The 14,835-nt window shown below is 74.2% G+C and carries 12 protein-coding genes; 5 read left to right on the plus strand and 7 right to left on the minus strand.

Annotated features, from left to right (window positions below; genetic code table 11):
- The first annotated feature begins 576 nt into the window (after positions 1 to 576).
- On the plus strand, positions 577 to 1,182 hold the full coding sequence (locus tag ACFV6D_RS12300) for a hypothetical protein (RefSeq protein ID WP_063350291.1): 606 nt from the start codon (positions 577 to 579) through the stop codon (positions 1,180 to 1,182).
- 159 nt (positions 1,183 to 1,341) lie between these two features.
- Complete coding sequence (locus ACFV6D_RS12305) at positions 1,342 to 2,064, plus strand: class F sortase (RefSeq protein ID WP_380559500.1); 723 nt, start codon at positions 1,342 to 1,344, stop codon at positions 2,062 to 2,064.
- Positions 2,065 to 2,133: 69 nt separating this feature from the next.
- On the opposite strand, the gene ACFV6D_RS12310 is transcribed toward ACFV6D_RS12305, so the two are convergent.
- Positions 2,134 to 3,165 (minus strand): methyltransferase, encoded by a 1,032-nt coding sequence (locus ACFV6D_RS12310; protein WP_380559502.1) that lies wholly within the window; start codon positions 3,163 to 3,165, stop codon positions 2,134 to 2,136.
- A gap of 98 nt (positions 3,166 to 3,263) precedes the next feature.
- Positions 3,264 to 4,337 (minus strand): nitrous oxide reductase family maturation protein NosD, encoded by a 1,074-nt coding sequence (locus ACFV6D_RS12315; RefSeq protein WP_380559504.1) that lies wholly within the window; start codon positions 4,335 to 4,337, stop codon positions 3,264 to 3,266.
- A gap of 479 nt (positions 4,338 to 4,816) precedes the next feature.
- Here ACFV6D_RS12315 and ACFV6D_RS12320 point away from each other — a divergent pair, with 479 nt between their 5' ends.
- Entirely contained in the window at positions 4,817 to 5,767 is a 951-nt protein-coding gene (locus ACFV6D_RS12320) for a deoxyribonuclease IV (RefSeq protein ID WP_063350287.1), read from the plus strand.
- A 143-nt stretch (positions 5,768 to 5,910) separates the two neighbouring features.
- Here the strand turns inward: ACFV6D_RS12320 and ACFV6D_RS12325 are convergent, their stop codons facing one another.
- Positions 5,911 to 6,117 carry a hypothetical protein gene (locus ACFV6D_RS12325; protein ID WP_063350286.1) on the minus strand — a complete coding sequence of 69 codons (207 nt, stop codon included), beginning with the start codon at positions 6,115 to 6,117 and terminating at the stop codon, positions 5,911 to 5,913.
- 451 nt (positions 6,118 to 6,568) lie between these two features.
- Between ACFV6D_RS12325 and ACFV6D_RS12330 the strand changes: the two genes are divergently transcribed.
- Together ACFV6D_RS12330 and ACFV6D_RS12335 are read left to right on the plus strand one after the other, a co-directional pair.
- On the plus strand, positions 6,569 to 7,951 hold the full coding sequence (locus ACFV6D_RS12330) for an amino acid permease (protein WP_380559542.1): 1,383 nt from the start codon (positions 6,569 to 6,571) through the stop codon (positions 7,949 to 7,951).
- A gap of 237 nt (positions 7,952 to 8,188) precedes the next feature.
- Positions 8,189 to 8,608, plus strand: a complete 420-nt coding sequence (locus ACFV6D_RS12335; protein ID WP_380559506.1) for a hypothetical protein — start codon at positions 8,189 to 8,191, stop codon at positions 8,606 to 8,608.
- A 66-nt stretch (positions 8,609 to 8,674) separates the two neighbouring features.
- On the opposite strand, the gene ACFV6D_RS12340 is transcribed toward ACFV6D_RS12335, so the two are convergent.
- The 4 genes from ACFV6D_RS12340 to ACFV6D_RS12355 all read right to left on the minus strand — a co-directional run bounded on the left by ACFV6D_RS12340 (position 8,675) and on the right by ACFV6D_RS12355 (position 14,626).
- The gene (locus ACFV6D_RS12340; RefSeq protein ID WP_380559508.1) at positions 8,675 to 10,504 is read right to left on the minus strand and encodes an ABC transporter ATP-binding protein; all 1,830 of its coding nucleotides are present in this window, start codon (positions 10,502 to 10,504) and stop codon (positions 8,675 to 8,677) included.
- A gap of 1,458 nt (positions 10,505 to 11,962) precedes the next feature.
- On the minus strand, positions 11,963 to 12,613 hold the full coding sequence (locus ACFV6D_RS12345; RefSeq protein ID WP_380559510.1) for a VWA domain-containing protein: 651 nt from the start codon (positions 12,611 to 12,613) through the stop codon (positions 11,963 to 11,965).
- Positions 12,614 to 12,629: 16 nt separating this feature from the next.
- A complete protein-coding gene (locus tag ACFV6D_RS12350; protein WP_380345574.1) occupies positions 12,630 to 13,775 on the minus strand; it encodes a hypothetical protein in 1,146 nt (381 codons plus the stop codon).
- Positions 13,772 to 14,626 carry a protein phosphatase 2C domain-containing protein gene (locus tag ACFV6D_RS12355; protein WP_380559512.1) on the minus strand — a complete coding sequence of 285 codons (855 nt, stop codon included), beginning with the start codon at positions 14,624 to 14,626 and terminating at the stop codon, positions 13,772 to 13,774. The genes ACFV6D_RS12350 and ACFV6D_RS12355 overlap by 4 nt, the downstream gene beginning before the upstream one ends.
- Positions 14,627 to 14,835 lie beyond the last annotated feature (209 nt).

Consider the following 14,835-nt stretch of genomic DNA (forward strand, 5'->3'; position numbering starts at 1 on the left):
CCGGGCCGCGCCCGACGCGCCCCCGGGCCCCCGCTTTCCCCCGGGGGGCCGCGGCCCCCCCCCCCCCCCCCCCCCCCGGGCCCGGCCCCCCCCCCCCCCCCCGCGGGGGCGGGGGCCCCACGTGCGTGTCCGGCCCGATCGGACGTGGCGTCAGCGCCGCCCGAGCCCGCCCGACGCGGCGTCAGTGCCACCCACGCCCGCCCGACGGCACGTCAGCACCATCCGAGCCGCCCGACGCGGCGTCAGCACCTTCCGGGCCTGCCCGACGCGGCGTCAGCATCGTCCCGGACCCGCCCGACGCGGCGTCAGCGCCTTCGGGACGGACCGACACGCCGTCAGCACAGGACCGACTCGGCCCGGACCGCCGCGAATCCTTTTCACCCGTCTCACTGGGGCACCCGGGTGAACCGGGCCGGGACTCCACTCGAATCGAGCACAGTCCGTACCCAAGTCGCCACTCTCCGGTGGCGGCGGACGTCGCGGTGGTTGACGGTGAATCAGACGCAGTTCCCACGAATTCCCTTGTCCGGCGCCGTGCCGGCGATCGCGGGCCTGTGTATCGGAAGGATCAACCTCATGCGTTCTGCACGCACTCTGCTCGCCGGGGCGGCTGTCGCCGCCGTTCTCACCGTCGGCACCCCCATGGCCTTCGCCGACGGCTCCGCCGACCAGGCGAAGAGCCTCACCTCGCAGGACCAGTCCGACCGCGGCGACGAGCACGGTCGCGGCGACGACCGGGGCGACGAGCACGGCCGCGGCGAAGGCCGTGGCGACGAGCACGGCCGCGGCGAGGGTCGCGGCGACGAGCACGGCCGTGGCGAGGGTCGCGGCGACGAGCACGGCCGTGGCGAAGGCCGTGGCGACGAGCACGGTCGCGGCGAAGGCCGTGGCGACGAGCACGGCCGCGGCGAAGGCCGTGGCGACGACAAGGGCGGCGAGGGCCGCGGCGGCGACAAGGGCGGCGAGGGCCGCGGCGGCGAGCACGGCCGTGGTGGCGAGCACGGCCGCAAGGGCCCGCACGGCGGCGTGCACGCCGGCGGTGGCGGCCTGGCGATGGTCGAGACCGGCACCACGCTGTCCGGTGGCGGCCTCGCCTCCGGCGCCGTCCTCCTGATCGGCGGCCTCGGGGCCGGCGCGTACGCGCTGCGCCGCAACCGCCGCAACACCGGCGCCACCATCTGACGTCCGGCATCTGACGCCGCCCCCACGCGCCTCCCCACCAGGGCGGCGCGCACGGGGGCGGCGGGTCGTTTTGGACCTTCTGGACCTTTTCGGGCCGTCACCGGCCCGGCTGCGCATGGGAATGGAGAAAGAGGAGCGATGGGCGGTCCCGTCCCTGGAATGTCCCGACTGCTGCGCACCGGCATCGGTGCGGCGGCGGTCGGTCTGCTGCTGATGTACAACTCGGTCGACACCACGCCGAAAGCCAACTCGGCGTCCGGCGTGATCCGTCCCCCGGCGATCGTCGCGCCGGCCACCCCCCGCCCGTCCCCACCGGCCACCACCCCCGCGGACGCCCCCACGGACGCCCCCACGGACGCCCCCGCGGAGGCCCCTGCGGAGGCCGCCCAGGACCCGGCCCCTGCGCCACCGTCGCTGGGCCGCGCCAACCCGACCCGGCTGCGGATCCCGCAGATCGGCGTCGACGCCCCGTTCACCGAGCTGACGCTCGATCCGGAGGGCCAGCTCACCGCGCCGCCGCCGGACGACGACAACCTGGTCGGCTGGTACCGGGACGGTGTCTCCCCGGGCGAGCTCGGCAGCTCGGTGGTCGCCGGGCACGTGGACACCACCACGGGCCCGGCGGTGTTCGTGATGCTGAGCCAGCTGCAACCGGACCAGCAGATCGAGGTGGGGCGCGCGGACGGCACGGTCGCGGTGTTCTCGGTGGACTCGGTGGAGGCCTTCCCCAAGAACGCCTTCCCGGACGACAAGGTGTACGGCCAGACGCCCGACGCCCAGCTGCGGCTGATCACCTGCGGCGGTACGTACGACAAGGGCCAGAAGGACTACTCGGACAACGTGGTGGTCTTCGCGCACCTGGATTCCTCGCACCCGGCCTGACCGGCAACGCGAACGACCGCCGCCCCCAACTCCCTGGGGGACGGCGGTCGTTCGCGTAAGGGCCGGTGCTCAGCCGCGCACGGTGGCCTCGAAGGCGTGCAGGTAGGGGTTGACCGGGTGGACGTCCGCGACGTCCAGTCCGGCGTCCTCCATCAGCCGCACCATGCTCTCCTTGGTGTGCTTGGCGCCGCCGACGTTGAGCAGCAGCATCAGGTCCATCGCGGTGGTGAAGCGCATCGACGGGCTGTCGTCGACCAGGTTCTCCACCACCACGACGCGGGCGCCGGGCCGGGCCGCGGCGACCACGTTGGCGAGGGTGCGGCGGGTGCTCTCGTCGTCCCACTCCAGGATGTTCTTGATGATGTAGAGGTCGGCGCGGACCGGGATCTCCACCCGGCAGTCACCGGGCACCAGCCGGGCGCGGGCCGAGAAGGCACCGCCGTCCTGGAGCCGGGGTTCGGCGCCGGCGACCACCTTGGGCAGGTCGAGCAGGGTGCCGTGCAGCGCCGGGTGCTTCTCCAGCAGGCTGGCCAGCACGTGCCCCTGGCCGCCGCCGATGTCCGCCACCGAGTCGACGCCGGTGAGGTCCAGGTACTCGGCGAGGTCGTGGGCGGACTGCCGGCTGGAGGCGGTCATCGCCTTGTCGAAGACCTTCGCGGAGTCGCCCGCGTCGCTGTGCAGGTAGTCGAAGAACTCCTTGCCGAACAGCTCGGGGAAGACGTTGCGGCCGGAGCGGACCGCCTCGTCCAGCTTGGGCCAGGCCTCCCAGGTCCACGGCTCGGTGCACCAGAGGGAGATGTAGCGCAGCGAGTTGGGCGCGTCCTCGCGCAGCAGGCGGGACATCTCGGTGTGCTCGAAGCGGTCGTCGGAGGTCTCGGAGAAGATGCCGTAGCAGGTGAGCGCGCGCAGCAGGCGGCACAGCGGCAGGGGCTCGGTGTCGAGGGCGGCGGCGAGTTCGGTGACGCTGGTCGGGGTGTCGCCGAGCACGTCGGCGACGCCGAGCCGGGCGGCCGCGCGGACGGCGGCGGCGCAGGCGGCGCCGAAGACGAGCTCGCGCAGGCGCATCGCGGCCTGGGGAGTGGGGGGCGGTGCGATGGTCATGGGAGGTCTTCCTTGTCGACGGGGGCGGGGGTGCCGGGGGCGCGTGCCGGGAGCGGTTCGTACCAGGCGCGGGTCGTACCGGGTGCGGGTGCCGCGGTTCAGCAGCGGCCGGACGGATCGGACCGCGCGCAGGTGTTGCGGGCGAACGCGTTCTCACCGGTGTCGCGGTCGGCGATGTCGGCCGGGCTGTTGCCGCTCAGGTGGTTGTCGGCGACGGTGTTGCGGGCGTTGGGGACGCCGACGGCGCTCTTGAAGAGGACGATCCCGCCGGAGAAGTCCGAGCTGCCGACGTTGTCGTGGACCTCGTTGTCGGTGACCCGGGTGTCCTCGACCCCGGTGAGCACGATGCCCGCGCCCTGGATGGCGCCCAGCCGCGGGTTGGCCGGGCAGAACATGTTGTTGGCGACGACCCGGTTGCGCCGCACGTCGAGGTCCCCGGCCCGGGGCACGCCCTCGTCGCCGACCACGAAGACGCCGGCGCAGTTGCCGCGGAGCTCGTTGTCCTGGACGGCCAGCCCGCGCAGTCGGCGGACGGTGACGCCGACCCGGTTCTCGGTCAGCTCGTTGCCCTCCACGACGGTGCCCCCGGTGTCGGGCGCGCCGCCCTCGCGGTAGGCGTAGTTGGCGAGGAAGACACCGGACTGGCCGTTGCGGGTCGCGCGGTTGCCGACGATCCGGGCCCGGGTGGAGATCTCCTGGCTGATGCCCTGCTGGGCGTTGTCGTGGACGTAGGTGTCGCGCACGGTCAGGCCGGTGGTGCCGCTGGCGTCGATGCCGTTCTTGCGGAAGCCGGTGACGGCGAGGGTCTCGATGGTGACGTCCGACAGCGGGGCCGCCTCGGTGCCGTCCACGCAGAGGCCGTGTCCGGCGGTGGCGCAGGCGTTCTCGGTGCCGCCCCCGGGGGTGATCACGCTGTCCGCGCCGGCGCCGCGCAGGGTGAGGCCCGGGGTGGTGATGCGGACGCTGCCGGGGTAGGTGCCGGCGAGCAGTTGGACGGTGTCGCCGGGGAGGGCGGCGTCGACGGCCTGCTGAATCGATTCGCCCGGCTGGACGACGTGCAGGCCGTCGGCGGCGTGGGCCGCGGGCGCGGCGGCCAGGGTGGCGAGGACGGTGGTCAGGGCGGTGGCGGCGGCGGTGGCCGCGGCGAAGTGGTGGACCCGTCGCGTGGGCATGAGTGGTGACCTGTTCTTTCCGGCGCGCTCGCCGGTGTGCGGCCGGAGCCTGCCGGGCGGCGCGCTAGGTACGCGGTGTCTGTTCTTACACGGTGTGCTTGGGCAGTGACGGCCGGTGGGTGCGGCCGACTCGACGCTATGGGCCGCCGGGTGGGCCCGCCACCAGGGCTGGGCTGCGGGACTGACGGGGCGTCGGCCGGTGGTGGGACGGCCCGGCGTGGCGCGGGGGGGGCGGCGGCGGGGGGGCGGCCCGGCGCCACGGCGGCGCCCCCCGCCCCCCCCCCCCCCCCCCCCGCGCCGCGCCGCGGGGGGGGGGGGGGGGGGGGGGGGGGGGGGGGGGGGGGGGGGGGGGGGGGGGGGGGGCGGGCCCCCCCCCCCCCCCCCCACGGCACGCCACCGGACCGACCCCGGCACCACCCCCGGCACCGCCGGCCGGGCCGCGTGCCACCGCCGGCCGGCGGCGTGACATCCTCGGGGCCATGACCACCGCACCCGCAGCGCCCCTCGGCACCCTCCGCAACCCGGTCGGCGCCCACGTCCCGGTGGCCGCCCGCGGGCTGGCCGGCACGGGGCTGGCGTACGCGCGCCGGGTCGGCGCCGAGACCGTGCAGGTGTTCGTGGCCAACCCGCGCGGCTGGGCCACTCCGCCGGGCAACCCCGCGCAGGACGAGGAGTTCCGGGCGGCCTGCGCCGAGCAGGGACTCCCCGCCTGGGTGCACGCGCCGTACCTGATCAACTTCGGCTCGGACAACCCGGCCACCCGCGAGCGCTCGGCCGACTCGCTGCGGCACTCGCTGCGCCGCGGCCACGCGATCGGCGCACTGGGCGTCGTCCTGCACACCGGCTCGGCGGTCGGCACGGCGCCCGGCGGCGGCTCCCGGCGGGCCGAGGCGATGGCACAGGTCCGGGCCGACGTGCGGCCGCTGCTGGACGAACTGGACGCCCTCGGCGAGGACGCGCCCTGGCTGCTGCTGGAGCCGACGGCTGGCCAGGGCAGCTCGCTCTGCTCCCGGCTGGAGGAGCTCGCCGAGTACGTCGAGGCGCTGGACGGGCACCCGAAGGTCGGCGTCTGCCTGGACACCTGCCACGCCTTCGCCGCCGGGCACGACCTGGCCGTACCGGGCGGGGTGACGGCCGCCCTGGACGCCCTGGCGTCGGCGGCCGGGCCGGGCCGGCTGCGGCTGATCCACGCCAACGACTCCGAGGACGTCGTCGGCGCGCGCAAGGACCGGCACGCCAACATCGGTGCCGGGATGATCGGCGCGGAACCGTTCCGCGAGCTGTTCGAGCACCCGGAGACGGCCGGTGTCCCGCTACTGGTGGAGACCCCGGACCGCAAGCACGGCGGGGACGGCACCGGCCACGCGATGGACATCGCCGTACTGAAGGAACTGCGCGAGCGGGCCGCCGCCCCCGCCCGACCGTCCTGACCTGCTCGGGCCGCCACCCCGGCCCGCCCGATCCGCCCGACCGGTCCGGCAGCGCGCCGCACGGCACCGCACCGCGCCTCGCCGCGCGGACAGCCGTGAGCCCGGAGGCCCACAGCGGCCCCCGGGCTCCGAGCTCGGACGGATCAGCCCTCGCTGTGCTCGTGGTAGTTGAACCAGTTGGCGTGCGGGCCGAACAGGCCGACACCCGCCGAACCGGACTCCAGGCCCTGCCCGGAGGACGGCACCGGCGTGTGGCCGAACGCCATGGCCGAGGTCGGCACGGCCACCACGGCCGCACCCGTCACGGCCACGATCACCGCGAGCTTGCGGATCTTCCCACGAAGCGACATCTACTGTCCCCTAGTTCGTCTCTGGTCCTCTGACCCGCGCCCCCGACCGGCCACGTCGACCGCCCGCAGGCTGGGCGACGCCCCACGGGGAGGCGCCGGGCCAACGTTTGCACACGAACGCGCACGCGCCGCGGCGCGCCGCAACCCGGCTGAGGCATCCGGGTGACGACGTCCCTCCCCCGGGTGAACGCCCTCGGACACCCGGCCGCACGCCGAACGGCCGCGCCGGACCGGCACTGGACGAGCGCCCGTCCGACCGGCGCAGGACGAGTGCCCGCCGGAGCGGCACAGGACGAGTGCCCGTCCGACCGGCGCGGGACCGCAAGTTTTGCGGTGACATGCCAGGCCGACTGAACAAATCCCATCGATTTGGTACAGAGCGCCACCCGGTTCGAGCATGAACGGTGGCTCCACCGAGCACGAGCAGGACCACGAAAGGCGCACCACCCTCATGCAGACCAGCCCGGCCGCACCCCGGCAGGCGACCCGACCGAGCCCGCCGCAGACGCCGGAAGCGGTCACCGCGACACCCCGCAAGGGCGGCCGCTTCGGCCTGCCGACCGCCACCGCCCTGGTGATGGGCAACATCATCGGCGGCGGCATCTTCATGATCCCCGCCGCCGTGGCCCCCTACGGGACGGTCAGCCTGGTCTCCTTCGCCGTCCTGACCGTGGGCGCGATCGCCCTCGCGCTCGTCTTCGGGCAGCTCGCGCGCCGCAACCCGCGCACCGGCGGGCCCTACATCTACGCCCGGGAGGCCTTCGGGGACTTCGCCGGGTTCCTGTCGGCCTGGTCGTACTGGATCACCACCTGGGTCAGCAACGCCGCGCTCGCGGTCGCCGCCGTCGGCTATCTCGACGTGCTGCTGCCCGTCGGCCACTCCATCGGGCTCAGCATCGCCGCCGCGATGGCCTTCCAGTGGCTGCCCGCGCTGGCGAACCTGGCCGGCACCCGCTACGTCGGCGCCGTCCAACTCGTCTCCACCGTCCTCAAGTTCATCCCGCTGCTGCTGGTCTCGGTGGGCGGTCTGGGCTTCTTCGACGCGCGCAACCTGGGCCCCTTCGACGCCACCGGGCACGGCTGGGCCGGCGGGATGACGGCGGCCGCGGCCATCCTGCTCTTCAGCTACCTGGGCGTGGAGTCGGCCGCGATGAGCGCCGGCCAGGTCCGCGATCCGGAGCGCAACGTCGGGCGGGCCAGCGTGCTCGGCACGGCCGGTGCGGCGGTGGTCTACCTGCTGGGCACGCTCGCGGTCTTCGGCACCGTCGCCCACGACCGGCTGATCCACTCCACCGCGCCGTTCTCGGACGCCGTGGACGCCATGTTCGGCGGCACGTGGGGCGGCACGGCCATCGCCGTCGCCGCGCTCGTCTCGATGACCGGCGCGCTCAACGGCTGGACGCTGCTGGCCGCCCAGGCGCCGTACGCGGCCGCCAAGGACGGGCTGTTCCCGGCCGCCTTCGCCAAGGAGCGGCGCGGCGTCCCGGTGTTCGGCGTCGTGACCAGCGTCGCGCTGGCCTCGGTGCTGACCATCCTCAACTTCGCCACCGGCGCCAAGGGCGCGTTCAACATCCTGGTGCTGGTCACCACCTTCACCGCGACCGTCCCGTACCTGCTCTCCACCGCCGCGCAGCTGTACTGGCTGGTGCGCGGCATGCCCGACAAGGTCTCCGGGGGCCGGCTCGCCCGGGACGCGGTGCTGGGCCTGGGCGCCTTCGGCTTCTCCCTGTGGCTGGTGGCCGGCGCCGGTTACGCGGCCGTCTACCAGGGCGTGCTGTTCCTGTTCGCCGGGATCCTGGTCTACGTCTGGATGGCGGCCCGCCGCCGGGACTGACGGCCCGAGGGCCGGGGCCTCGGCGGCTCGGAGTAACGAGCGCCTGACGGATCGTCACGCGCCTTGCCGGAGGCGGCAGATGTGGACATCCTTGGCCGGAGGTTTCCCTCCCGGGCGGCTCCGCGCCATCGGCCGGGCCGCCCGCACCGGATAGACGGGAGGCCGGAACCTCCGCACCCTGCACCGCCGTTCCACGCGAACCTCCGTTTCCGTGAACCTTCGAGTACCGGGAGTGCCATGAAGATCCTGAGGCTGTTGACAGCCCCCGCCGCCGTCCTCGCCCTGACCGCCGGCACCGTCACCGCCGCCGCAGCGGCCCCGGCACGGCCGGCCCTGAACGACGTCGTGGTCCTCGGCGCCGCCTCCAACGGCCAGACCGTGCAGGTCCACCCGGGTGACGTGGTCCAGGTCAACCTGCCGCCCTACCGCGACAGCACCGTCACCTGGCTGTCCTCCGTCCCGGCGACGACCGCGCCCTCGGTGCTGCCGCAGACCTCCGGCAGCACCGACCCCGACAACACCACGCACGCGACCTTCAGCGCGGCCACCGCCGGGACGAGCGACATCACCTGGATCTGGCGCTGCGCCTTCCCGGACCGCGGCTCGGCCTGCCCGCCGTTCGTCTACTACCTGCGGACCACCATCGTCGTCTCCTGACCGCACGCACTCGAACGGCCGGGGTCCGCAGTCTGCGGATCCCGGCCGTTCGGGTGGGGGCGAAGGTCACCCGGGCCCGTGGCCCCGCTCACCGGGAAGCCCCGCCTCGGACGCGTTCACCGCGACGGCCTCCGGGCGCCCGGCGGCCGATTCCGCGAAGCGGGGGCGCGGAGCGTCCGGCGGCTGGAGGGTGAGGACGTGGTCGGCCAGCGGGAGGAAGGCCGGGTCGTGGGTGATCAGGATCGTGGTGCGGCCCGCCATCAGGCGGCGCAGCGGGGGGATCAGCTGCTGGACGGTCTTCGGGTCCAGGCCGGTGGTGGGTTCGTCCAGGACGAGGACCGGCGCGCCGCGCAGGAAGGCCCGGGCGATGGCGACGCGCTGGGCCTGCCCGCCGGAGAGCTGGAAGCCCTCGTCGCCGATGACCGTGCCGTAGCCCTGCGGCAGCGCGGTGATGAAGCCGTGGGCGCCGGCGCTGCGGGCGGCGCGTTCGATCTCCTCCTGCGGGGCGTCGGGCCTGCCGTAGGCGATGTTGTCCCGGATGGTCGCGTGGAAGAGCTGCGCCTGCTGGGGCAGGAAGCTCATCGCCCCGCGCAGCGAGGCGATGGTCAGGTCCTGGATGTCGGCGCCGTCGAGGCGGACGGTACCGGCCTGCGGGTCCAGGAAGCGGACCAGGAGCTTGGCGAGCGTGGACTTGCCGCTGCCGCTGGGGCCGATGACGGCCAGAACCTTGCCGGGGCTGACGTCGAAGCTGACGTCGGACAGCACCGGGGCGTCGTAACTGCCGGGGTAGGCGACATGGACGCCCTCGAAGGAGACCCGGCCGCGGACCGCGCCGGCGTCCCGCGCGGCGGGGCTCTCCCGGACCGGACTGGACAGGTCGTGGATCTCCAGCAGGCGTTCGCCCGAGGCGCAGGCCGCGCCCGCGAGCGGGACGAGCCCGGCGAGCTGCTGGATCGGCTCGAACAACTGCGCCATGAAGGCGGCGAAGGCGAGCAGACCACCCAGGCTCAGCTCGCCGCGGATCACCTGGAGCGCGCCGACGCCCACCACGACCAGCCCGGCGAGCATCTGGAGGACGTTGAGGAGGGGCTGGTAGAGGTCGGACATCCGGGCGGCGGAGAGCTCGGCGTCCAGCAGGGCCTTTCCCTCGCGGTGCACCCGCTCGACCTCGCGCTCCTCCTGGCCGCAGGTGCGGGTGACCACGACGTTGCGCAGGGTCTCCTCCAGCAGCGCGGTCACGCCGCCGGCACGGCGCTGGACCTGCCGCTCCCGGATGCGGATGCGGCGCCCGAAGAAGCCGGTGGTGAAGATGAACAGCGGCGCGACGATCAGCGCCGCCAGGGTGAGGGGCCAGCTCAGGTAGAACGCCGCGCCGGCGAACAGCACCAGGCTGGTCGAGGCCACCGCGCCCTCGACCAGGCCGGTCGCGACCATCTGCTCGATCGTCGCGATGTCGGCGGTCATCCGGGCCACCAGGTCGCCGCGCCAGCGGGTCTCCAGGGTGTCGGGCGGCAGGGTGTGCAGATGGGCCAGTGTGCCGGTCCGGAGCCGGAGCAGGTAGCGCTCGGCGATCCAGGTGCCGGTGTAGGTGCCCGCGAAGGTGAACAGCGCCGCCGCCGCGGCCGCGGCGAGCATCGTGCCACCGAGCGGCCAGAACTCGGCGAAGTGCCGCGGCACCAGGACTTCGTCGATCAGGTCCTTGAACATCCAGACCGAGACGACCTCGCCGAAGGCGCCGAGAACGAGCAGCACCGCGCTCAGCGGCAGCCAGCGCACGTCCGGTCGGACCCACGGCCAGAACCGCCGGAACAGCTCACGCAGCGAGATGACGGGCGAGTCCGCCACCGGCCCCTGGTCGATGGCCCGGTCGGCTGCCCGGTCCTCCGGACCCCCCATGGGCGTCGCACCGTGCATGGAGGAACCCCACTCAGGATGAGGGGCCGGCGGTGATACCGCCGGCCCCAGGGATGGGTGTCATGCCGGGCTGTTAAGCACAGCCCGGACCGCCCTTATCTGTCACCAGAAGCCAAACCGACGACGGCGGCCGTGGCGACGGCGGCGACGGTCACGTTCACGTCCGCGACCGCGGTCCCTGCGGTTGAAGTAACTCATCACGACTCCATTTCTTCCCTTGCATTGGCACGCCGCACGTCCACGGCCGACGCCGACGGCGCGGACCCGGGGAGCACGACAGAGACTGCCGTTGCCGTGAGACAGCCCTAAGCGGCGGGCACGTCAGGGATGTGCCTGCCAGAGCCGTTCTCACATCTCCAGTATCCGCCTGACGCCCCGGCTCGCAGCTTCTGGACGGCAACCGCGAACGGTCCTCGGCATGCAAAGGGCCCCCCGACAGGACCGCCCGACCCACGCCTCGACAGCCGGTTCCGGCCCTCCCGCCCGGCCCCCCGACGAGCCGGGTCGGGCGAGGATCCGCCCGGTCGACTCCTCGACTGACCCACCGTCAAGTGCCGTTCGTCCGGCGTCTCGAAACAGCCACCCCCGCGCACCGAGCGCCGCCGCCCACCGGTCGACCGCAGGCCCCCGCGACGACGGCTTCGGCGCGAGCCCCCGTCCCCCGCGCCCCTCCCCGAGGACCCCCGCCCGGGCCGCCGACCCCGCCCGCCGAGGCCTACCCGGATGGCGCAGCCGACCGACGGGGCGGGGGTGCGCACCCCCGCGCGGCGAGAGGCGAGACCCCGCGTCGAGCCCCGCGGAAACCACCGGAATGACGCCCCGGCACCGCCGACGCCACGGCAGGTCCGCCTTGAGGAGGCGCCCCGGAGCCGCCTTCCGGGCGACTCCGGGGCCGCGCGAGGACCCGAAGCGACTGCGTTCGGGTGACGGCGCCACCATCAGCGGCACCATCAGCGGCACCCCCCGCCCCACTCCCCGGCCCGCCCACCGGCTGCCCGTGCTGCTCGGCCCCTCCGTGGCCGCGCCGGTATCGCAGCTACGGGGCGGCGTTCCTCGTCACAGGAGCCTTCGTCCGGGACGCCCCTTTCCCTGGAGGGTGCTCCGAAGGAGACGCCGATGTGGTGGGGGTGGTGGGGGCGGTCGTCGGCTCGGGCAACTGGGTGGGTGAGGCCGAGGGCGAGTAACTCGGCGACGGCGCCGCGGCGGGCGAGGAGACCTCAGGGGTCCGGGTCCGGGTCGGGGTCGGGGTCGGGGTCGGTTGTACCGGCACCGGCGTCGCCGGGTACGAGCCGCCTCCGCCCCCGTTCGTCGAGGGGCCGCCGAGATGGCCCGCCACCTCGACCACGCCGCCGCAGGCGAGCAGCACCGCGGCCAGCACGGACAGCCCGGCGGAGGCCCTCAGCGCCCGGGGCGCCGCGGTACGCGGGTCGGTGTCCACACTCAGTCCACGTATTCCTGGGCGACCTGCACGTACTCGAAGCCCTTGACGTCCGTGGCGATGTGCATCTGACCGGTTTGCGAGGAGGCGATCAGGGTGTTGAGCAGGCCGGTGATCGCCCCGCTCAGCGCCGACTCGGTGTCCGAACCGTCGGCGATGAACAGCGCCTTGGTCGCCACCTCCTTCAGCACGTCGCGCCTGGCGGCGCCGAAGCCGTAGGCGATCACGTGCGGGTGGCGCGGCCAGTTCCGGTCCACCAGCGCGCGGAAGGAGTCCTGCCACCTCGCGTCGGTCGGGGCGCCGTCGGTCAGGAAGAAGATCGCCGGCCGCAGCACGCTGTACTGCTGCGCCCGCAGGCTGCTGACGTCCTGTTCGATGCTCTGCCGCAACTGGTCGAAGGCCTTGCCGTACTCGGTGCCCCCGCCGCAGATCACTTCGGGCATGCTCGGGACCTGCTCCATGTCCGACATCGGGATCACCACGTGCACGTCGGTGGAGAAGGCGACCACGCTGACCCTGGCGAACTCCGAGACGCGCGGATTCGTCGCCAGGTTGTAGTGCAGACGCGAGAGGGTCGCGTTGAGCACTGCCTCGTGCGGCTTCATCGACGAGGAGGCGTCGATCACCACGTAGGTGGGCAGGCAGAGTGACATTGTGTGCACCTCTGAGCTAGTGGTTGGAGGCGATGACGATGACGATGACCAGGATCACGACGAAGGCGAGCACCCAGAGCCACTTGGTGGACGAGCCGGTCTCGGGCTTCTGCTTCTCCTCGACCGTGCTGACGGGGGTGACGGCGGGGGGCTTCGGGTTCGCGTTCGGCGAGGGCTGCGGAAGCACCACCGTCGGCTGCTTCGGGGGCAGTTGGGGCAGCGGCGTACGTGTCGGACGCGGCACGGCCCTGAGGTAGGGCCCGTTGTTCAGCGCCTGGTTCAACTGGGCGGCCGCGGGCCGTCGCTCCCGGTCGGTCGCGAGCAGCATGTCCAGCAGGACCTCGGAGACGGCGGGCTGGTTCAGCCAGTGGGACGCGGCGACGCCGTGGAAGGTGCTCGCGTCGCGCCGGCCGGTCAGGCACTTGGCGACGAGCAGGGCGAGCCGGTAGCGGTCGGTGTACTGGTCCGCGTCGGAGCCCGGCGGCGTGAGCGGGTCGGCCCAGTTCGGCTGGTGGATGTCGGGCATCTTCTTCGGCTGGCAGCCGTCGACGTCGATCAGGTAGACGGAACGGCCCTCCGGGCTCCAGAAGGCGTTGGAGAACGACCAGTCCGAGTAGACCAGGCCCAGGCCCTCCAGGATCGCGGCGAGCTCCGTCAGCCGGCGGCAGGCAGCCAGTCGGCCCTCGAAGCCGGGGCACGGCAGGCCGACGCGCCGGATCGACTCGTCGGACTTCGCCAGCCAGTCGATCTCCAGGAACCGGCGCTCGCTGAACTTGCCACGCCGCAGCTCGGAACGGTACTGCTCGGGCGCCATCGGGATCACGCACCCGACGGCCGGGTTCCCCGGCTCGCGGATCCGGGCCGCGGGCCAGCACGTCCCGGCGTACAAGCTCGCCCGCTCCGCCTCCGGCAGCGTGTCCGGAGCGGAGATCAGCAGGTCGATCCGGTGGCCGTCCTCCTGGTGCGGGCCGGGCCGGTAGAGCTTGGCCAGCCAGCCCGGATGGTCCGTCAGCGGCCGTACGGCGACGGCCTGGCCGTTGTGTTCGGAGATCGGCTCGGCGAGCGGTCCGAGATCGCCGAGGCCCACGGTCCTCGGCAACGCCCAGCCCCGCGGGTCCACCGCCGGGGCGCCGCCGCCGGCGACGGGATCGGAGTCGGTCATGTCCCGCTGCCGTTCCACACCACGACGGCGGTGCGGTCGTCGAGGCACTGCGGTGCGTCGAAGCCGACGTCGGCGGTGAACCGGGTGGCCGGGACCGGCGAGCGCCAGGCGTTCGCGAAGTACTCGTTGACGTTGCCCGCCCGGTCCGCCCACGCGTCGCCGATCCCGTCCGTGACCAGGGCGAGGGCGGCACCGGCCGCCAGGGTGACGTAACCGTCCACGGCCAGGTGCGGCGTGTCCGGCAGTCGGCCGGCGACCTCGTTCGAAACCACCACGGCCGCACGGTCCTTGGCTTCGCCGGCGGAGAACTGCCACAGCGGGACGCGCGGGTCGAGTGTCCAGGCCGAACTGTCACCGAGCCAGCCGACCCATGCCCGCGCCACGCCGTTCGCGTCCGGCTCGGCGATCACCGCGGTGATCAGCACGGTCGCCAGGTGCGAGGTGCCGACGCCGCGTCCGGCCGCGTGCGCGGCGATCGATTCAGCGACCCGCCCGTACAGCGCCTTGACGTCGAGCCGGTCGAAGCCGACCGCCTCGATCTGCTCGCGCAGCAGGGTGACGGCCTGGCTGGAGGCCGCGGTGGCCCCGATGTCGGACCAGGCCGCGCTGGACAGGCCGTCGGCCACGGCCACGATCGCGTACCGGCTGTCCGGGCTCCGCCCGATCCGGTAGGAGTCCTGTCGCGGCTCGGCGGGCTGGCCGCAGCGGTGGCCGGGCCCGACGACGGAGGCGGCGCGGATGGTGAGGGCACCGACCCTGGCTTCGTCGGCGGCGATGCCGTTCTGCACCGTGCGCCCCGGCAGCAGCCAGGGGTAGCCCTGTGCCCGCGCGCCTTCGCCGAAGCGGGGCACGCTCAGGTCGGTCGGCCTCTCGCGCAGGAACGGCCGGGGCCTGCCGGGCTGGGCCGTCGACACCGCCGGTGCCGCGACGAAGCGGCAGACCGGCGCCGTCGCGTCGGGCCGGGGCCCCCGTTCGGGCCGGTCCCGCTGCCGGGCGGGCGGGGGGGGGGGGGGGGGGCCGCCCCCCCCGCCGCGCCCGCCCCGCCCCCCCCCCCCCCCGC

Source organism: Kitasatospora sp. NPDC059812, from assembly GCF_042732075.1.
In the GTDB taxonomy this organism is placed as follows: Bacteria; Actinomycetota; Actinomycetes; order Streptomycetales; family Streptomycetaceae; genus Kitasatospora.